15 protein-coding genes and 1 pseudogene are annotated in these 19,166 nt (G+C 57.6%); 1 reads left to right on the top strand and 15 read right to left on the bottom strand.

Annotated elements, in window-relative coordinates; genetic code table 11:
* Positions 1 to 59: 59 nt before the first annotated feature.
* The 6 genes from LARV_RS16110 to LARV_RS16085 are packed head-to-tail and all read right to left on the bottom strand — an operon-like array spanning position 60 to position 5,464.
* Positions 60 to 1,061 (bottom strand): DUF4032 domain-containing protein, encoded by a 1,002-nt coding sequence (locus LARV_RS16110; protein WP_075074599.1) that lies wholly within the window; start codon positions 1,059 to 1,061, stop codon positions 60 to 62.
* Between the two features lie 38 nt (positions 1,062 to 1,099).
* Positions 1,100 to 1,750 carry a metallophosphoesterase family protein gene (locus LARV_RS16105; RefSeq protein WP_075074598.1) on the bottom strand — a complete coding sequence of 217 codons (651 nt, stop codon included), beginning with the start codon at positions 1,748 to 1,750 and terminating at the stop codon, positions 1,100 to 1,102.
* A 14-nt stretch (positions 1,751 to 1,764) separates the two neighbouring features.
* On the bottom strand, positions 1,765 to 2,172 hold the full coding sequence (acpS, locus tag LARV_RS16100) for a holo-ACP synthase (RefSeq protein WP_075074597.1): 408 nt from the start codon (positions 2,170 to 2,172) through the stop codon (positions 1,765 to 1,767).
* An 8-nt stretch (positions 2,173 to 2,180) separates the two neighbouring features.
* Positions 2,181 to 3,476: a M16 family metallopeptidase gene (locus LARV_RS16095; protein WP_075074596.1), complete on the bottom strand. Its 1,296-nt coding sequence runs from the start codon at positions 3,474 to 3,476 to the stop codon at positions 2,181 to 2,183.
* Positions 3,473 to 4,765 carry a M16 family metallopeptidase gene (locus LARV_RS16090; protein WP_075074595.1) on the bottom strand — a complete coding sequence of 431 codons (1,293 nt, stop codon included), beginning with the start codon at positions 4,763 to 4,765 and terminating at the stop codon, positions 3,473 to 3,475. The genes LARV_RS16095 and LARV_RS16090 overlap by 4 nt, the downstream gene beginning before the upstream one ends.
* A 21-nt stretch (positions 4,766 to 4,786) precedes the next feature.
* Positions 4,787 to 5,464 (bottom strand): hypothetical protein, encoded by a 678-nt coding sequence (locus LARV_RS16085; protein ID WP_075074594.1) that lies wholly within the window; start codon positions 5,462 to 5,464, stop codon positions 4,787 to 4,789.
* A 174-nt stretch (positions 5,465 to 5,638) separates the two neighbouring features.
* Between LARV_RS16085 and LARV_RS16080 the strand changes: the two genes are divergently transcribed.
* A complete protein-coding gene (locus LARV_RS16080) occupies positions 5,639 to 6,979 on the top strand; it encodes an FAD-dependent oxidoreductase (protein ID WP_075074593.1) in 1,341 nt (446 codons plus the stop codon).
* A gap of 42 nt (positions 6,980 to 7,021) precedes the next feature.
* Here LARV_RS16080 and LARV_RS16075 read toward each other — a convergent pair whose 3' ends face one another.
* The 9 genes and pseudogenes from LARV_RS16075 to LARV_RS16040 all read right to left on the bottom strand — a co-directional run bounded on the left by LARV_RS16075 (position 7,022) and on the right by LARV_RS16040 (position 19,155).
* Entirely contained in the window at positions 7,022 to 7,528 is a 507-nt protein-coding gene (locus tag LARV_RS16075) for a hypothetical protein (RefSeq protein WP_075074592.1), read from the bottom strand.
* Positions 7,525 to 8,625, bottom strand: a complete 1,101-nt coding sequence (locus LARV_RS16070; RefSeq protein ID WP_075074591.1) for a dipeptidase — start codon at positions 8,623 to 8,625, stop codon at positions 7,525 to 7,527. Before LARV_RS16070 ends, LARV_RS16075 begins: the two co-directional genes overlap by 4 nt.
* Positions 8,626 to 8,697: 72 nt before the next feature.
* Positions 8,698 to 9,933: a 30S ribosomal protein S1 gene (locus LARV_RS16065; RefSeq protein ID WP_236709993.1), complete on the bottom strand. Its 1,236-nt coding sequence runs from the start codon at positions 9,931 to 9,933 to the stop codon at positions 8,698 to 8,700.
* Between the two features lie 207 nt (positions 9,934 to 10,140).
* Positions 10,141 to 12,852, bottom strand: a complete 2,712-nt coding sequence (locus LARV_RS20610) for a preprotein translocase subunit SecA (protein ID WP_407936373.1) — start codon at positions 12,850 to 12,852, stop codon at positions 10,141 to 10,143.
* A 54-nt stretch (positions 12,853 to 12,906) separates the two neighbouring features.
* Positions 12,907 to 14,208: pseudogene (locus LARV_RS20970) on the bottom strand (preprotein translocase subunit SecA); the annotation flags it as partial.
* 139 nt (positions 14,209 to 14,347) lie between these two features.
* Positions 14,348 to 15,745, bottom strand: a complete 1,398-nt coding sequence (gene lpdA / locus LARV_RS16055; protein ID WP_075074589.1) for a dihydrolipoyl dehydrogenase — start codon at positions 15,743 to 15,745, stop codon at positions 14,348 to 14,350.
* A 102-nt stretch (positions 15,746 to 15,847) separates the two neighbouring features.
* Entirely contained in the window at positions 15,848 to 17,179 is a 1,332-nt protein-coding gene (locus tag LARV_RS16050) for a dihydrolipoamide acetyltransferase family protein (protein WP_075074588.1), read from the bottom strand.
* Between the two features lie 16 nt (positions 17,180 to 17,195).
* Positions 17,196 to 18,179, bottom strand: coding sequence for an alpha-ketoacid dehydrogenase subunit beta (locus LARV_RS16045; protein WP_075074587.1), 984 nt, complete (start codon positions 18,177 to 18,179; stop codon positions 17,196 to 17,198).
* Positions 18,172 to 19,155 (bottom strand): thiamine pyrophosphate-dependent dehydrogenase E1 component subunit alpha, encoded by a 984-nt coding sequence (locus tag LARV_RS16040; RefSeq protein ID WP_075074586.1) that lies wholly within the window; start codon positions 19,153 to 19,155, stop codon positions 18,172 to 18,174. The genes LARV_RS16045 and LARV_RS16040 overlap by 8 nt, the downstream gene beginning before the upstream one ends.
* Positions 19,156 to 19,166: the final 11 nt, after the last annotated feature.

Here is a 19,166-nt window from a genome sequence, read left to right as displayed (position 1 = left end):
AGCGGACACATTCCCCTGACCTTGTCTGGAGAATGTGTCCGCGTTTTAGGCAATCCCAACTATTCCTCTTTCTTTTGCGCCGGGTTTTCCTCTGGTGAATTTTCTACGTTCGTGATTGAAGGATCATGACCCTCTGAAAATGCGTTTGCGATTTGCCGGAACAGGTTGGCGATATGCCGGAGGGGTGAGGACGCGAATTCCTCGGTGAAGTGGTGAGCGGCATCTTCCAGACTGACGTCCTTGTTCAACTCTTCACGCAGATACCATAGATGTTCGATGATCCAGAGATACAGATCGGCTTCGGTGCGGCCGGGAAATTCCTTGACCGTGCCTTGTTCGCGGATGACCTGGATCAATGGCATATACACCTCGTCGTACCAGGAAGCCGTGGCCTCCTCGATGGACACCGGTCGTTTCCAACGCTCACCCAGAAACCAACGGTGAGTTTCGATGTGTTCGAAGAGATTGGTATACGCGCCGGGCAAGGATAGGTCGATTTTTGCTTCCGGGCGAAGATCCATCAAGCGAGTACGTTGTTCGAAATCCTTTTTCTCGATCTGGCGGATCAAATCATCGATGTTGGTGTTTTCATCCACCACGACCGGCGAATCGACTTCGATGACATAGGCATCGATCTCTTCCTGATGCCGTTCCCTGGCCACCGATACACGGTGATTGCCGTCCTTGACGAAATATGCATCCCCGATTTTATAGACCTCGATGGGGGGCAGGATGACGTCCTGTAGATGGGCTATATCGATGCTGACCCATCGCGAACCGAGGTTCGCGCGGCGGGGTAGAAATGCGCGGTCGAAATCCTGGTATCGCCCCACGCTGCCAATGATCTTGTTCAACGGAATCTCGCGCATACCCAGATAATGCTGGCCTTGATAGGGCATCAGACGGCGCACCTCATCATATGGCAGCAGGCGATTTTCCTTTCCTTTGAACCAGGCTGAAAACGAACGCCAGAATCCCTTGCGCAGGGCCTGGTCGAAGTCATCCTTGGCGGTTTGGGAAAGCATTGAATTCAACGATCCGGGTTTACTTTCTTCAGGCATGTTTTGCCTCCTTCCAATACCGGTAAACGGTTTTGCGGTTATCGATGCAGCCGGCTGCGTGGAACATTGATGTAAAACTCGCGATAGCCGTAGGTGTTCATCACCAGAGTCTTTTCGAATTGCGTTTGGGTCACCGCGTCCTGGCGATAGATGTGAATGTGGCCATGCAACTGCACCTGGGGTTGGAAGACATGGTCGAACCAGCGAAAGGCTTTTACGCCCTGATGGGGCAAATCGGTCATGTCGTGGATCTTCCAGGGCGGGGCATGGGTTACGAAGACATCCAGATAGCGGCCGTAGCGTAATTTGTTTAGAAACAACGCCGGCGTCATCATGAACACCATCATCCACATTTCTGCCTGTGAATATTGGTGCGGGCCGAAATTATACTGGATCGATCCTTCAATGCCGGCCAAAATCAAGCCAGTGTCATCCTGTATGACCTTGCGGTGCAGGTTGACGGCTCCCCAGGGTTCAGTGCGCTCGCCCATGCTGGTCATTTCGACCACATTCGCGTGGTTCCCCCGCACGTGATACAGTGGAACATTGAGGGTACTGATAATGTATTCGAGGTAGTAATACGGCAGATCACCACAACTGACGACGAGATCCACATCGTAAAAGCGCTCGGCGATTTGCGAGCTGTAAATGATCCCGAGTTCGACATCGCTTACCGATAGGATTTTCATCGATCAACCTGATTCTATCTCATTTTGATCCCATCGGTAGCGTCGGGTAAATCGGATTCACCCATGGCGACCGCAACCGCGATGGCAATGGTGTTGGTGTGGCTGATGCTGATCGACCATTGATGCAAACCCAGCCCATCGGCCAGGCGGGCAGCTTCTCCGTGCAGGGCGAGTAAAGGTTCACCGGCCGGCCCTTCGAATATCTCGATGTCCTGCCAGCTTACCGGACCGATGCCGGTGTGCAAGGCCTTGGCGACGGCTTCCTTGACGGCAAAACGGCCGGCCAGGCTGGCAGCCGAATCGCGGCAACTATCGAGCTCCTGCTGCGTGAAAACCCGCTGCAAGAATCGGGGTTTTATGGCGGGATTCAACCGCTCGAAGCGCGTTATTTCCACCACGTCTACCCCGCTGCGAAGCTGCATTGCGACCTTCAGGATTGCAATTCGGGACCCGAACTGATGGCGACCATCCGATCGGGGAACAGGTAGCGTTGGGCAGCCTGCAACACATCCTCGGGCGTGATGGCAGCCACCAGCACCGGAAATTGTTGGTAATAATCCAATCCAAGCTGGAAACGTTCCAGATTGAGCAGGGCGGCGGCGACGCCGTTATTCGATTCCATGGAGAGCGGCAGGCGCCCGATATAGTTCGCCTGGCTGTCCTGCAGTTCCTCCAGGCTGACCGGTTCGGAGATGAAACGGTTGATCTCGACCAGAATCAGGTCGATGGCGCGTTGCAGGTTGGCCGGGTTGACGCCGGCGGAGACTTCCCAGGAACCGGTGTGAATCCAGGAGTTCAAACTTGTGGAGGCGTAGTAAGCCAATCCGGCTTGTTCGCGCACTACGTCGCCAATGCGGCCCATCATGCCGAATTGGCCCAGAATGTTGTTGCCCAATGAAGCCGCCAGGTAATCGGGGCTGCTGCGTTTGGGGCCAAATCCGCCCATCACCAGATCGGTCTGGCTCTTGCCGGGCAAGGGAATATGCTCGCGAACGGGTACCGTCAGCGGAGCCAGCACCGGGAGTTCGGGCGCGGCCGGCTGGAGTGGATTCTCCCATTCCCCAAAGGCCTGGCTGGCATAATCATAGACCTGACTGGCGGAAACTGCCCCGACGACGACCAGCACCATATTGCGCGGGCCATATATGCGCTGGTGGTGGGATAGGATATCCTCGCGCCGGATGGCCTGAATCGTCTCCGGGTAACCGTCCTCGGGCAACCCGTACGGATGATCGGCAAATACAACCTCATCGAAGCGGATGGAAGCCCGATCAGCGGTATCCTGATCGCGCATGGCCAGGCCGGTGAGTAATTGAGCGCGCAGCCTTTCGATGTGTTCGGCAGGGAAGCCGGGCTCGCGGATCGCCTCGCTCAGTGTGTTCAGCAGCAGGGGCAGATCCTCAGCCAACGCGCGGCCACCAAAACTGGTGTTGTGCACGCTGGCGCCAAACCCCAGGCTGGCGCCGACCGATTCGAGCGCATCGTAGATTTGTTGGAAGGTGTGCTTTTGCGTGCCGCGCATCAAGGCCAGCGCGGTAAAATGCGCCAATCCCAATTTCTCGCGCGGATCGAAAATACTACCGCTGGGCAGATAACCGCTCACCACAACGGATGGGCTGTTATAGTTGGAGCGCGTGAGCAGGATGATGCCATTCGGCAGCACGCTGCGCGTAATATCCAGCGGGCCGGGCAGGGACTTCCAGGATGAATTGGAATTCTTGTTCATTCTTTGGGGTCCTCCTCTCCACTGGGGATGTAAATGCCGACCACTCGCCGGCTCGACGCGAGATACTCTCGCGCGATGCGTTGAAGTTCGGCCGGCGTGACCTGCTCCAGCCGCCGCATGTATTCCACGAACCACTCATAATGGTCGAACATTTCGGCGTATCCGAGCCAGAAAGCCTGGTTGGTGATGTTCTCACTGCCGTAAGCAAAAATGGCGCGCGCCTGTTTGATGGCGCGTGCGATTTCGTCCGGATGGACATCTTCCTGCTGCAGCCGATCGATTTCCGCGTCCACGGCGCTCAGGATGGTCTCGATGTTCTTGCCAGGGCGCACGGTGATGGTGATGTCATACAGGAAGGGATCGATGGTTGCCTGGGTGCCGCCGCTGACGCCGATGGCAAGTTCTTTTTCGACCAGCGCGCGGTAGAGCCGGCTGGTTTTGTTGGAAGTGCCGCCCCCGCCGAACATGTTCAAGCTGGTCGGGCCGGTCAGCAGGCTGTCCATGACCGAAAAGGGAAAGAAATCCGGATTGGCCGCGTCGGGCGCACGGTAGGAAAGCTGCAGGAAGGTCGTCTTGCCGGGGCCCTTCACCTCGATCCGCCGTTCAGCGGTCAGGGGGGATTCAGGGCGGGCTGGATGGTCGACGGGTTCGCCGGCTGGAATGGCCCCGTATAGATTTTCGAGGCGTTTGAGCATGGCTTCGGTTTCGAAGTCGCCGGCGACGGTCACAAGCGCATTCCCCGGGTGATAATGGGCGTGATAGTGTTGGTACAGATCCGGGCGCTGAATGGCGGCCAGATCCTGCGGCAAACCGATGATTTCGTTGCGGTAAGGATGGCGATCGAAAGCGGCCTGCTGGACGGCTTCACCCAGGCGGAAGAGCGGTTCGTTCTCATTTCCTTCGCGTTCGGAAAGGATGACCGTGCGTTCGGATTCGACTTCCGCTTCCTCGTACAGGCTGTTGACCATGCGGTCCGCCTCGAGGCGCAGGCCCAGGTCGATTTTATCCGCGGGCAGCGTCTCGAAGAAGGTCGTCCAATCCAGATGCGTGAAAGCGTTCCAAAAACCGCCCTCGCGCGAAATGGCCTTATCCAGGCTGCCCGCTGGGAAGGTCGGCGTGCCCTTGAATTGCATGTGTTCGACCCAATGCGAAATGCCGGTCAGACCGGAGCGTTCATCGCGCGAGCCGATGCGATACCAGACCCAATGGCTGATGATTGGGGCGGTGTGGATTTCTTTTAGGTGGATGGTCAGGCCGTTCGGGAGCTTTACCAAAGTCGTTGGGATCATATGGAGTTCCCTCAGGGGCACTTAGGGGATCAATGCGGCGCAGAATTTAGCAGGATTAAGCCCGCACAGGGCTTCTTCCCAACTGTTGGGAATGTGATTCAACAGGTCGCGGTAAGGCGCAACGGTGTCGCGCAGGCCGACAAACGGCGTATGCAGTTCGGTCTGGTCAAGCGGGATATCCACTGGCACGGTCAGACTGATGGGAATTTGCTGGTCGACCGGAACCGTCAGGGACAGATGAATGGGAAGATTCGTTCCGGAGGGCAGGATGATATCCGCCGGGGCTTTGAGTGAAAGCGAACCCGAGTTGATGTCGACGTTTGCGTTATCGATTAAGGTATCCTGGGAAAGACGGACGGTTGTGTCCGTATCCAGCGGCAGATCGAAACGAGCGGCCACACTGGTGTCGACGGTGACGGTGGTTTGAATACGCGCTTCGTCCATCCGGACGAAATTATCGTATAACGGATCGATCAGACCGGTCTGTATGGCGCTCTTGATGGCGAAGACCTGCGTCAACAGCACGATGACAACAATGACCAACACAAAATTCACAATCAGGGAAAAGATCGCAGTCAGCGTCCAGAAGCGCGGACGGTAAGCCGCCTGCTGCAGAGATCTCTTTTTCGCGGAGGAAAGCCCGGTTTCAGGTTGGGGGGCGTTGAATTGTGAAGAAGGATCTGAATCGGTCAGTGTCATGATCTGGAATCGTCCTTTCTGATGATGCTAGAATGATAATCGGGTTTCAACCATTATTCCAGTTCAAACTGACCTGGACGAGTTGACTATAGCATAAAAATGACAAAAAAGAAAATGAAACTCATGTATAATCACTGAGATGTCTATACAAAAATGATCATCTAACGAGGACGCATGCAACCCAATAAACATCTTGTGGCGATCGTTGGAGCTGGTCCGGCTGGTCTGTTCGCTGCCCGCGAACTGGCCGTTCAGGGAGTCGATGTTATTTTGTTCAACCGGGATATCAAGCCCGGCGGGCTGGCCGAATACGGCATCTATCCGGACAAGCATAAAATGAAGGAAGGTTTGCGCACGCAATTCCGGCAGATCCTATCCCTTCCCAATGTGCATTATTTTGGGAATGTTTTGATTGGCTCGCAGGCGGATTTCAGCCTGGATGATTTACGAAAAATGGGCTTTCAGGCAATCCTGGTTACGGTAGGCGCTCAGGGCACCAAATGGTTGGGATTGCCCGGAGAAGACCTGACCGGCGTCTATCACGCCAAAGACCTGGTTTATCACTATAACCGTCTGCCACCCTACAGCACTCAAGAATTCGAGATCGGGAAACGGGTCGCCATCATCGGCGCCGGTAATGTCAGCATGGATATCACCCGTTTCCTGGCGACCAGCCGGATGGTGGACGAAGTGATCTCCGTCGTCAGGCGGGGCCCGGCCGAGGTTAAATTCGACATCAAAGAGCTGGAGCACGTCGTCGCGTATATCGATCTATCCGATCTGTACAACGAACTGGAACGGGTGCGCCCGGTGATGGTCTCGGTGGGCCAGAATCCGGTCGATTTTCACGATTTCGTCATGACCGCCCTTGAAAAGGGGGATCTGAATACTTCCAGAACGAAATTGCACATGCGATTTCTGGCTTCACCCACCCGAATTCTGGGCGATGAGAATAGGCACGTTTGTGGCCTGGAAATCGAAGAAAATACGCTGGTCAATCTCAACGGCGATTCCAAGGCGCGCGGCCTGGGCAAATACAGCGTGTTGGATGTGGATACCGTGATCTTCGCCATCGGCGATCAGGTGGACGGCTCGCTTGGGATCCCGGTCAAGGGCAGTGAATTCATCAAGAATCCCGCGCCGCGCTACCCGGTCGAAGAGCAATCCTATGAACTGATCGATCCGGATACCGGGGAGCCCATCCAGGATATTTTCGTGGCCGGTTGGTCCCGAAAAGCCAGCACCGGGCTGGTGGGCATCGCCCGAAAAGATGGCACGAACGGGGCTCGTATCGTGTTGCAATATCTCACAGATCTTCCTGAAACGGGCCCGAATAAGCTGATCGAGATTGAGGAACGAATTCAGGCGCTGCAGAAACCCGTGGTGACCTGGCACGAACTCCAGCAGTTGCAGGCCGCAGAGCAGGCCCGGGCGCTCGAGCTTCAGGTGGAAGAATTTAAATATTCAACCAATGAAGAAATGCTGCAGGCCATCGGCATCGCCGAAATTCATTAATTAAAAAACCAGCAGTCGCATCGACTGCTGGTTTTTTTAAGCTTACTTACTGGCTGGTCGGGTATCGTCCGGCTTTTTGAACGGAATCAGCATCAGAAAGCCGATCGCAATGATTGCCTGGCCAACCTCCACCCCGCGCGCCTGCCACTGGCCGAAAAACGGCAGACCCGGCAAGGGGTGGCTGCCGAGGCCAAAGATATCCGCCATGCCGGCGAAGACCGCGACCACATAACCGGTGCAGACCAGGCGCAGACCCAGATCGGCGGCGATGGACGGCTGCTGCTTTTTCCAAAGCGCCATCATGCTCAGATATCCTCCGATGCAGATCAACGCCAGGCCGATAAGGAAGACGGCAATTTGCACGAAGCCAATCACCGGGCTTCGGTCCAACCCGAAAATGCTCGGGCGCGCGCCGACCAGGAAAATCAACAGTCCCACCAACGTGATCATCAATCCCGTTCGGATACGCCGGCGGGAATAGGGTCGTTGGGGGATGGTGTCTTCAGAAAGAATCGGGGGAATGGGAATGTTTGGAACAGTTTCGCTCATGATGCAGGCAAGCCTCTTTCGAGCATACGCTGCCAGTTGCCATTAAAAATCAATTGTACCTCATCTTGATGATATCCGCGTTCCAGGAGCCGGGTTTCCAGTTTCTGCAAATCGGCAATCGTGTCGATTTCAAAGGGAACCGCCGGCAGGCCAAACCCGCCGTCGAAATCACTGCCAATGGCGACGTGGCGCGCATCCCCGGCAAGCTCGCAAACGTGATCGATATGCGCGATCAGGTGATCGAGCGTGACCCTTTCCCGCGGATCGGAATTCTTCCATTCGGGATCCAGAAAACGGTTGAAGGGTAACACGCCCATCACCCCATCCCGTTCGATCAGGCGGCGGATGGCCAGATCGGACAACTGGCGTTCGTCGCGGGCATTGTGGATGAGGGCGCGCGCGTTGGCATGCGAGGCGATGATCTGACCTTCGTAGCGGTCCAGGGCCTGCAATGCGGACTGCTCGTTCATGTGCGAGATATCGAGCGAGTATCCCATTTCGGCCATCACTTCCAGAAGTTCGTATCCTTCGGAGGTGAAACCGCGACCTTCATGAGTTCCGCCGCACCAACGGGTACCCGACCAGACCGGGCCAAAAAACCGCAGCCCGTTTTGCCACCATTCTTCCAGTTCGCGCGGATCTTTGATCCCTTCGCCGCCTTCCATGAGCATGACCAACCCCACCGGATGGGTGACGGCGGGTGGATTGGCGGGTTGGGATTGCCAGGGTTCAAGGACGGCCTTCAGGTCGGCCTGCGAGACAATCAGGCGGAATTCGTCTGGATGTTCATCCGTCAGGCGGCGGTAATACGCGACCTGGCGCTGGTAAAGAGGGTGGGCGTTGGCAGGATTGTCGAAGACCTGGTTTTCCCAGGGACCACCGGCGTGGCTGCGCGGGGCGATGAAAAGAGTGCCGAATATGACGGCCACCTGTCCACGCTGGTAATCCGGCCAACCCAAAACGGAATCGCCGGTCAGGCCGGGAATGGTCGTTCCGGCTTCCAACGCCCGGGTTTCCGCGGCGGATTTTCGATAATCGCGATTGAAGGAAAGCGCGTTATAAGCCAGATCTTCATGCGCGTCGATGATGAAAGCCATGGATTTTCCTTAGCAGTTGTAGAAAAAGGAGCGCACCAACGGTGCGCTCCCTATATCGAACCTATATGAGACTTAGGCTTCGGCTTCGTCGGTGGGTTTTTCTTCCTCATTGTTGAGGATATCATCCAACGACTGCCAGTCCATGTCGGCGTAGGCCATCGATTCGACACGGCGCAGGCTCAGGCCGATGCGGTGATTTTCCGGATCGATCTTGATGATGCGCAGGGTGACGGCTTCGCCTTCATGCAGCACCTCTTTGGGGTGCTCGATGCGCTTCTCGCTGATTTCGGAAATGTGGATCAAGCCTTCCAGGTCATCTTCCAGGCGGGCAAAGGCGCCGAACTTGGTGAGACGGGTAATGCTGGCTTCCACAAGCTGGCCCACAGCATACTTGGCAGACTTCTGGGTCCAGGGATCCTCAAGCAACTGGCGGATGGAAAGGCCGATGCGTTTCTTTTCGCGGTCAATGCTGATGACCTTGACCTTGACTTCCTGTCCGACCTTGAGAACTTCACCCGGATGCTGGATGCGGTCCCAGGAGATTTCGGAGAGGTGAACCAGGCCATCGGCGCCGTTGATGTTGACGAAAGCGCCGAAGTCGGCCAGGCTGGTGACACGGCCGGTGCGGATTTCGCCTTCTTTGAGCTCGTCGATCACGCGTTCCTTGAGGGATTCGCGGGTCTCGGTGCTGGCGGCGCGTTCGGAAAGGATCAGGCGGCGGCGTTCGCGGTCGACTTCGATCACGATCACATCGATTTCCTGACCGATCATCTTGCTCCAGCGTTGATCGGGCGTCTCACCCGACAGGCTGGCGCGGCGGGACAGGCTGATCTGCGAGGAGGGGACAAAACCACGCAGGCCGCCGACCGGGACGATCAGGCCACCCTTGTTATAGCCGACGATCGAGCTGTGATAGACCTCTTTGGAAGCGAGCAATTCTTCTGTCCGCGTCCAACTGACTTCTTCACGCGCCCGAACATACGAGAGGACAAGATTCCCGTTCTGGTCCTCGGGGTTGACGACAAAGACCGGGATTTCCTGACCTACTTTTAGCTCGGAAAGCTCATCGGCAGGAATCAGTTCATATTCCTTGCCGGTAATTACACCTTCCGATTTTGTACCGACACTGACCAAAATCTGTCCTGGGGTGATGCTGGCGATCATTCCAGTGCGAATCTCGCCGGCTTTGGGGAAATCGATGCCAGGACCTTCTTGTTCGAGAAGAGAGGCCATGTCGTTTTGGTTGTCAACCTGATGATTCTCGGGCGTTGCCCCCTGCTCGAGTTGGGCGTCGTTTTGGTCCATCATACGATCTGTGTACTCCGGTTGCTAAAATATAAGGCACATTATAAATGCATCCATGCTTCTTGACAACCCCTCGGCTGTCTAGATCAGCAGAGCCTTTATAACTTAAAGATTATACCAGAAATGGACGTGTTTAATCCATTTCTGGTTTGAATTTCTCCGGCGTCATGATTAAAATCACATTTTCGACGCCTGTGGATTTACTCCGTGTTAATGGCGGCGGCGTTTCTTTCTGGCGGCGCTGGTCTGTTCCACCGGGCCAGCCTCGACCGGAACGCTTTCTTCGACGGCTTCGGCCTCAGCAGGCGCTTCGGCGTGCTCGTGTTCGACATTGATGGAGGCCGCCCGGCTGGGCCGGAAGGTGAACATGCGGTTGACCACGCCCGATCGAATTTCCTTGAGCAGTTCCTGGAATAATTCAGAGGCTTTGCCCTTATATTGCACCAACGGATCGCGCTGCGCATAGGCTTCCAACCCGATGGACACCCGCAAGGCTTCGATCTTGGTCAGATACTCCACCCAGGCCTGCGATATGACCGAAAGCAACAACTCCCGGTGGCTTTCGTTCAACATCCGTTTTCCGAAGACGCTCATCATCTGGTCACGGTCTTCCGGGGCCATTTCCGCGAGGGGTTGGGCGGCGATTTCGGAAAACTTTTCGGCGCCAATCTGTTCGGCCAGATATTCCTGCTGGCGCGGCTCGAGTTGGTTCAGCGTGATCTGGTTCTGGTTCAACCGTTTCCATTCATTGATGCCCCAGATGCGCCGTAATGCATCCAGTGCTCCGCGGACATGGTCCAGCACCAACCTGGTCACTTCGCCGGCCGGGCGATCTTCCAACTGGCGAGCGGCCAGGTAAACATAATTCAGACGTACGTAGCGCATGGTTGCCTGGCGGTGGGTCCGCTTGTCGAAAGCAACCCGCGTCCCCTGGGCCATCAACGAAAGCATGGCGGCCAGATTGCGCTCCACGATCGGAACGTCCTTGAGCTTTTCGACCCAGGGTTCGAGGTCATGAGCAATTTGACCATTTTCTCCAACCAGACGCTCAGCCTGCGCCGAAAGCCCACTTTCGGCCGATTGAAGCATGGATTCTGAAATTTCCTGCCAGCTCAGGTTTTGCAGTTGGCCCGACTTGAAGCCGAAATTTTCCACGCGCCGTTCAAGCACGCCGGTTGAACGCGCGATGGCAATGTTCAACAAATTGGTTTCGATTTGCTCTCGAATGGCGTCTTTTACAGGTTCGGATCCGTCGGAAAGTTGGCGGACCTGATCAGGCGTCAGGCGGAGCGGCGTGTGCAGCAGCAGACCCAACTCATCGGCGATTTCCTGCGGCCTGCGTTGGACGGCCGGTTCTTCCTCTTCTTTATCCTTCAGCGACTCGAGGTAATTATCCAGCACTTCAAACCGCTCGTCGCGCTGGCGCTCGAGGGCCTCACTCATGTTTTCGAGCAGTTTTCGCGCAGATTTGAGAATGTGCTCGTTTTCAGCCTGCTGGGCGCGGGCGGCCGTCTCAAGGCAGGCTTCGCGCATATCATAAACCGTGCCTGGCGTTTTTTCGAGCCGTTGGTTGAGATCGTCGATCAGCAGGCGTAACGTCAGGGTGGGATAAAGCACACCTTCGTAGTCGAACGTCGGTTGGACTTCGTCCATGAACGCCAGAAGCCGCCAGGGGCCTTCTTCCTTATCCTTCAACGCCTCCGGAACGCGCAGGTTCAGGTCTGTTTCCAACATTTCGAGAACGTCATCGGTCAAATCGGGCTTGGTGAAAACGAGGTCGCGCTGCGAGTAGATCCGCTGGCGTTGCGTGTTGAGCACGTCGTCGTATTCCAGCAGGTGTTTGCGGACATCGAAATTGCTGCCTTCGACGCGTTCCTGAGCCTGTTCCACCAACCGTCCCAGCAGATTGTGTTCGATGGGATAGTTATCGTCGATGTTCAGGCGCTGAATCAAGTTGTCCACCTGCTGCCCGCCAAACAGGCGCATCAATTCGTCTTCGAGGGAAAGGTAGAAGCGGGAAGAGCCCGGATCGCCCTGGCGAGCGGCGCGGCCGCGCAACTGATTATCGATGCGGCGCGCCTCGTGGCGTTCGGACCCAATGACATGCAAGCCGCCCAGGGCGCGGACGCGTTCCATGTTATCCATGTATTCCAAAAAGGCGTTGACCGATTCCTCGTAGATCCCGTAATCTTCGCGCGGCATGGCCTGCAGCGCCTGGCGGCGTTGCTCGTTGCTCATGTCGTAGGGATCTTTTTCGCTGCGGCTCAGCACGCGAATAACGCCGGCCAGCACATCTTCGGGCAGTTCACCACCCAGTTTGATATCCACACCGCGGCCGGCCATGTTGGTGGCAATGGTGACCATGCCGAACGAACCGGCGCGGGCAATGATCTGGCTTTCTTCGTCATGCTTGCGCGCGTTCAAGACCTGGTGCGGGACGCCGCCCTGAATGGACTTGATCAGGCGTTCTTTTTCATTCTGCGTCACATCCAGCGCACGCAGCAGGATATCCAGGTTGGCGGGATCCTCGGGGTTGATCGAAGACAGGCCCAGGGGTTTGCCGGCCTGGCGAAGTTCACCCGGATTGAGATCATCCAACGGTTTGTTGAGGAATTCCAGCTCTTTGATACGCTGCTCGATGAGCTCCTGCTGGTTCTTTTCCATCCAGGCGCGCCTGACCAAAATCACCTGCAGCAGGCGGCGGATGGGCTCGGCTTTCAACCGATCTGAAAGACGTTCGGAATGTTCGACCGAGGTGGTGCCGACCAATTGCGGGCGTCCGACCAGGTAGAAATGCAGGATTTCTTCGATGATCGCGCGCAGTTTGGCTTCGTCGGTACGATAGACTACATCCGGGAAATCCTTGCGCTTCCAGAAGATGGGGCTCTTGTCCGCATCGCCTTTCCGGGCGTAGAAAGTCATCTTGTACCCAGACTCGTCCTTCCCCTCCACTTCGGCCAGATCGGCGTTTGCGCGCATGGCCGCGAATTCCAGGTTGGTCGGGATGGGTTGGACTTCCAGCTTGTAAATCTTGTGGAATTCTTCCGCTTCGGTCAGGCCGGTGCCGGTCATCCCGGCCAGCTTTTCGTACATGCGGAAGTAATTTTGAATAGTAATGGTGGCATAGGTGACGTTCTCGGGCTCGACCTTCACGCCTTCCTTGGCTTCGATGGCCTGGTGCAGGCCTTCGGACCAGCGCCGTCCGGGCATCAACCGGCCGGTGAATTCATCGACGATGACGACTTTGCCCGCCTGGACGAGGTAATCCTTGTTGCGGTGGAAGAGGTATTGCGCGCGCAGGCCCTGTTCGAGGAAGCCCATCACACGCGCCTGTTCGGGGGTGATATCTTCCGGGCGTTCCGGATCGCGCAGGGGCATATCCAGCAGTTCTTCCACGTGCGCTGAACCTGCCTCGGTCAGGGAGACCGTGCGGTCCTTCTCACTGATCTCGTAATCTTCCGGCTTCAACGCGCGCACCACCTGCGCCATGCGAATGTACCATTCGGCGTCGTCAGCGGCCGGTCCGGAAATGATGAGCGGCGTGCGGGCCTCATCGATGAGGATATTGTCGACTTCATCGACGATGGCGTAAAAATGGCCGCGCTGTACGCGTTCCGCCAGGCTGTAGGTCAGATTGTCTCGCAGGAAGTCGAAACCGTACTCGCTGTTCATGCCGTAGGTGATGTCGGCTTTATAGGCTTCGCTGCGGTCGACCATGCGGAGTTGATGCTGATCTTCGAAGGGCGAGCTCTTTTCCAGGTCGACGATGAAGGCTTTCTTGCCGTTTTCGGTGCGCGAGGCCATCTGCAGGACGCCCACGCTCATGCCCAGCAGGTTGTAAATGGGGGCCATCCAGCGGGCATCGCGGCGGGCCAGATAATCATTGACGGTTACCAGATGCGCGCCTTTACCGGCCAGCGCGTTGAGGTACAGCGGGAGCGTGGCGACCAGCGTTTTGCCTTCGCCGGTGCGCATCTCGGCGATCTTCCCGTGATGGAGCACCATGCCGCCGATCAATTGCACGTCGTAATGCCGCAGCCCGATGGTCCGCTTACTGGCCTCGCGTACGGCAGCGAATGCCTCCGGCAGCAGGTCATCCAGCGTCTCATCGTTGGCGAGGCGCTGTTTGAATTCGTCGGTTTTTGCGCTCAACTGATCGTCGCTCAATGCTTCGAACTCGGGTTCGAGAACGTTGATCTGTTCGACAATCTGGGATAATCGTTCGACTTCACGCCTGAGAGGGTCTCCCCCCAGAATGCGGATAATTTTATTGAACATAAGGCACCCTTTCGGGTGGATTATAGCATAGGCCTATTAGAATTCTATAAACACAGACTCCAGGGCTGGCATCCAGAATTAAAAACATGGGACGCAATTTCCGCGCGTCCCATGTTTGGCTTCGTACAAAATTACGAGTTTAAATCGAGATTGAATGGCCTTCGGCGGCTTCGGCAGCCTCCATGATGGCCTCGCTGAGGGTGGGGTGGGCGTGCACGTTGCGCGCGATCTCTTCGGTGGTCAGTTCCATGCGCTGAGCCAGCGTCAATTCGGGCAGCAATTCGCTCACATCCGGACCGACCATGTGTGCGCCGAGGATCTCGCCGGTCGAGGCATCGGTGACGATCTTGACGAAACCGGTCGTCTCGCCCATACCCAGCGCCTTGCCGTTGGGCTGGAAGGGGAAGCGCCCAACCTTGATTTCGAAACCGGCCTCTTTGGCCTGCGCTTCGGTGTAACCGAAGGAAGCAACCTGGGGCTGGCAGTAAGTGGCATGCGGCATCATGCGGTAATCCAGTGTGATGGTCTCGACGCCGGCGATGTTCTCGGCGGCGATGATGCCCTGGGCCGACGCAACGTGAGCCAGAAGGACCTGCCCGGTCACGTCGCCGATGGCGAAGATGTTTGGAACGCTGGTCTGCATTTTCTCGTCGATCTTGACGAACTTGCGTTCATTCAGTTCGACGCCGGCTTCTTCGAGGCCGATGTTCAGGCTGTTGGGCTTGAAACCGATGGCCATCAGGGCCTGTTCGGCTTCCAGTGCCGTCTCCTGACCGTCCACGCTGACGACAACCTTGACGCCGGTTTCGGTGGCCTGGACCGATTGCACCTTATGCCCGGCGAGGATTTTCACGCCGCGTTTCTTGAAAGCCTTGGTCAGCTCGCTGCTGACTTCTTCGTCTTCCAGCGGGAGAACGCGCGGGAGCATTTCGACAATGGTCACTTTCGAGCCATAACCGCTCCACACGGTGGCAAACTCCATGCCAATGGCTCCGCCGCCGATGATGACGACCGATTCGGGACGTTTTTCCTGCAGGATGGCTTCTTTATAAGAAACGATCTTCTCGCCATCCACAGTGACTCCCGGGATGGTGGAAGAAAAGGCGCCGGTGGCGACGATAATGTTCTTCGCGATCAGGTCCTGAACCTTGCCGTCCTTGTCGGTCACAGCCACGGAGGTCTTGCCGGTCAGTCTGGCGGTCCCCATGTAGACATCGATGTTGTTCTTCTTCATCAAGAAGCCAACCCCCTTCGTCAACCGATCGGAGACCTGGCGGCTGCGTTTGACCGCGACGGAATAATCGAGGTTGAGATTCTCGAAGGAAATCCCAAAATCCTTGGCGCGTTCGCGCAGGGTGTGCGCCAGTTCGGCGTTCTTCAGCAGCGCTTTGGAGGGAATGCAACCCACGTTCAAGCATACACCGCCCAACCACTGCTTATCCACGATTGCGGTTTTCAACCCAAGTTGCGAGGCGCGAATGGCGGCGACGTACCCGCCCGGACCCGCGCCAATCACGACGACATCATATTCACTCATTGCATTCCTCGTTTTGGTGATGAGATCTTGACTCGCATACGTTCCCTCGATTATACACGTGAAACAGACCCGGCGCTCGGCCTTCGTCCGTTTGCGAAATCGTTAGCTCCATTTTTCCAGGATCGAAACGATCTTGCTCAAGAAGCGGTCGGCCGAATCGCCGTCCAGGATGCGGTGGTCGAAAGTCAGGGAGAGATAGACCATGGGGCGCACGGCGATGGCGTCGTTTTCCAGGACGACGACCCGCTTCTGAATGGCGCCGACGCCGAGAATGGCGCACTGTGGCTGGTTGATGATGGGCGTGGCAAACAGCGATCCGGCCGTGCCGTGGTTGGTGATGGTGAAGGTCCCACCCTGGACCTCGTCAGGCTGCAGGCGGTGACCGCGCGCCCGGCCGGCCAGGTCCTCGATGATGCGGGCCAATCCCAGCAGCGACAGACCGTCGGCCTGTTGGATGACCGGCACGATCAGGCCTTCCTCGCCCAGCGAGGTAGCCATGCCGATGTTGACGGCGTCGTGAATCCAGACCCCGTCTTCGCGCCAGGAGGAATTGACCAGAGGGTTGGCCCGCAGGGCGGCGGCCGCAGCCGCCATGAAGTAGGCCGTATAGGTCAATTTGACGCCATCCCTGGCGAAGAGCGGCTTATTCGCCTCGCGGTGGGCCACAACCTGCTGGAGATTCGCCTCCATCACGGTTGTGACATGCGGAGCGGTGTTCTTGCTGAACAGCATATGCTCGGCAATGCGTTTCCGCATCTGCGAATGCGGCACCAGGCGACCGTTCCCGGCAGCGGGCGGTTGAGACGCCACTGCGGGCGGAACAGGGGGCGTCTGGGGGACAGGCGCAGGCGGTTGGGTCGGGAACATCATTTCGGTCGGGCGGAAGAGATCCCCTTCGCCGGGCGTCTCCCAGGCGGCCGGTTCGGCCTGCCCGGAGGGCTGGGTGGAGGAGCTGGTGCTCCCGAGGTAAGCCAGCACATCCTTCTTGGTAATTCGCCCGCCTTCGCCGCTGCCTTTCACGGCGTGCAAATCGACGTTGTGATCGCGGGCCAGCCGGGCCACCACTGGCGAAATAAAACCCAGTTCGCGATCGCGGCCCACCGCCACCGGTGTGGGAACCGAAGTTGCAGAAGGGGCGGCCCGGGCGGGTTCAGCCCGCGGGGTTTGGTCGGGTGCGCCTTCCGGGAGAGACTCGCCGGGCTGCCCGATCCAGGCGATGGTGGATCCGGCGCTCACGGTCTCCCCTTCGGGCACCAGAATCTTTAGCAGGACGCCGCTGGCGGGGCTGGGAATTTCCGAGTTGACTTTGTCGGTGTTGATCTCGAGCAGCGACTCGAACTCGGCAATCTGATCGCCCTCGTGCTTGAGCCACTGCATCACGGTGCCTTCGACCACCGATTCGCCGAGCTGGGGCATGATTACTTTCGTTGCCATGTTTTTCCTCCTCGAATTAATACCGCGCCAATTGGCGGATGGCTTCGGCGATCTTGGCCGGATTGAGCATGAACCAGTCCTGCATGGGATGGCTGAAAGGCACGGCGGGCACATCCGGGCCGGCCAGACGGTGAACGGGCGCGTCCAGGTCGGTGAAGGCGCCCTCGGCGATGGTGGCGGCGATTTCCGCCCCATAACCGCCCGTCAGGTTGTCTTCGTGGACGATGAGCGCCTTGCCGGTCTTGCGGACCGAGTTCAAAATGGTCTGCCGGTCGACCGGGTAGAGCGTGCGCAGGTCGACCACTTCGGCATCGATGCCCTCTTTAGCCACTTCTTCGGCCGCCTGCAGGCTGTAATAATGCATCATGCCATAACTGAAGACGGTCAAATCGCTGCCCGGGCGGGTCACGTTGGCCGGGCCGATGGGGACCGTGAATTCTCCGTCCGGCACCTCGCCCTTGATCAGGCGGTAGCCTTTCTTGGGCTCGAAGAAAACCACCGGGTTGGGATCGCGCACGGCGGATTTGAGCAGCCCTTTGGCGTCGTACGGGCTGGAGGGAATGACGACCTTCAGGCCCGGGATGTGGGTGAACAACGCCTCCAGACTCTGCGAATGGTATAAGCCGCCGCCGATACCACCCCCGTAAGGCGCGCGGATGACCATGGGCACGGTCCAGGCCCCGTTGGAGCGGTAGCACATCTTGGCGGCCTCGTTGATGATCTGATTGAGCGCCGGGTGGATGAAATCGGCGAACTGGATTTCGCAGATGGGGAGCATCCCATACAGGGCCGCGCCGATGCCCACGCCGACGATGGAAAGCTCGGCCAGGGGTGAATCGATGACGCGCTCGCCGCCGTACTTTTCGAACAGGCCCTGGGTGGCGCGGAATACGCCCCCGCGCTTGCCCACATCCTCACCGACGATGAACACGTTTTCATCGCGGGCCAGTTCTTCGTCCATGGCCTGGCGAACGGCTTCGATCAGGGTAATTTCAGCCATGGCGGATCTCCTCGACGTACACGGGATAGGCGGCCTCATCCGGACTCGGGTAAGGGGCGGCTTCCGCCGCTTTGACGGCTTCGTCCACCATTTCTCTGGCGCGGGTTTCCATTTCATCCTCCTGGGCGTTGCTCAGCGATTTCTCTTTCTTCAACGCCGTTTGCGCCACCAGGAGCGGATCGCGTTTCTTATGATCCTCCACCTCTTCCCGTGAACGATAGGTGCGGTCATCATCATCGGATGAATGGGGTGTGATGCGGTACAATCGCGCTTCGATCAGGCTGGGTCCTTCGCCCTTCCGCGCGCGCTCGACGGCCTGGCTGACCGCGTCGTAAACGGCGAACACATCCGTGCCGTCGACCCGTTCGCCGTGCAGGCCCAACCCGCAGGCTTTATCGGCCGGGCCGGGAACGGCCATCTGCGTCTGGGGCGGCTCCGAAATCGCGTATTGGTTGTTCTGCACCATTAAGATGACGGGCAGGCGGTGGACGGCCGCCCAGTTGACGCCTTCGTACCATTCACCCTGTGAGGTGGCGCCCTCTCCGACGCTGGTCAGCACCACCTTATCCTCTTTGTGAAGTTTGATGGCCAGCCCGATCCCGGCTGCATGCGACGTTTGGGTGGCAACCGGGGCGGAATGGCTGACGGCATTGGCGCTGCGCATGCTCCAGTGGCTGGGCATTTGGCGTCCGCCCGAGCCAGGGTCGGCTTTTTTGCCCATAAGACTCATCATAAAGTCCGTGGGCGTGTACCCAAGCGCCAGCATCAAGGCCAGATCGCGGTAATACGGGGTGAACCAGTCATAACCGCGCCGCAATGCAAAGGCCGCCCCAATTTGGGCGGCCTCGTGACCGATGCCGGAGATGTGGAAAGCGATTTTCCCCTGGCGGTGCAGCACCCAGGCACGCTCATCCAACCGGCGCGCGAGCAGCATCATCCAATACATTTCCCGCTTGGTTTCTGCGGATAAAGCCATTGCATCGACCT

The organism is Longilinea arvoryzae (genome assembly GCF_001050235.1).
Taxonomy (GTDB): Bacteria; Chloroflexota; Anaerolineae; order Anaerolineales; family Anaerolineaceae; genus Longilinea; species Longilinea arvoryzae.
This window is presented reverse-complemented; position numbering and strand designations above follow the sequence as displayed.

Coding starts and splice junctions, on each gene's coding strand:
- LARV_RS16105 (WP_075074598.1), bottom strand. CDS start 1,750: ATGAAAATCCTATCGGTAAGCGATGTCGAACTCGGGATCATTTACAGC.
- lpdA (WP_075074589.1), bottom strand. CDS start 15,745: ATGAGTGAATATGATGTCGTCGTGATTGGCGCGGGTCCGGGCGGGTAC.
- acpS (WP_075074597.1), bottom strand. CDS start 2,172: ATGCAGCTTCGCAGCGGGGTAGACGTGGTGGAAATAACGCGCTTCGAG.
- LARV_RS20610 (WP_407936373.1), bottom strand. CDS start 12,852: ATGACTTTCTACGCCCGGAAAGGCGATGCGGACAAGAGCCCCATCTTC.
- LARV_RS16095 (WP_075074596.1), bottom strand. CDS start 3,476: ATGAACAAGAATTCCAATTCATCCTGGAAGTCCCTGCCCGGCCCGCTG.
- LARV_RS16040 (WP_075074586.1), bottom strand. CDS start 19,155: ATGGCTTTATCCGCAGAAACCAAGCGGGAAATGTATTGGATGATGCTG.
- LARV_RS16085 (WP_075074594.1), bottom strand. CDS start 5,464: ATGACACTGACCGATTCAGATCCTTCTTCACAATTCAACGCCCCCCAA.
- LARV_RS16045 (WP_075074587.1), bottom strand. CDS start 18,179: ATGGCTGAAATTACCCTGATCGAAGCCGTTCGCCAGGCCATGGACGAA.
- LARV_RS16070 (WP_075074591.1), bottom strand. CDS start 8,625: ATGGCTTTCATCATCGACGCGCATGAAGATCTGGCTTATAACGCGCTT.
- LARV_RS16065 (WP_236709993.1), bottom strand. CDS start 9,933: ATGATGGACCAAAACGACGCCCAACTCGAGCAGGGGGCAACGCCCGAG.
- LARV_RS16075 (WP_075074592.1), bottom strand. CDS start 7,528: ATGAGCGAAACTGTTCCAAACATTCCCATTCCCCCGATTCTTTCTGAA.
- LARV_RS16050 (WP_075074588.1), bottom strand. CDS start 17,179: ATGGCAACGAAAGTAATCATGCCCCAGCTCGGCGAATCGGTGGTCGAA.
- LARV_RS16080 (WP_075074593.1), top strand. CDS start 5,639: ATGCAACCCAATAAACATCTTGTGGCGATCGTTGGAGCTGGTCCGGCT.
- LARV_RS16110 (WP_075074599.1), bottom strand. CDS start 1,061: ATGCCTGAAGAAAGTAAACCCGGATCGTTGAATTCAATGCTTTCCCAA.
- LARV_RS16090 (WP_075074595.1), bottom strand. CDS start 4,765: ATGATCCCAACGACTTTGGTAAAGCTCCCGAACGGCCTGACCATCCAC.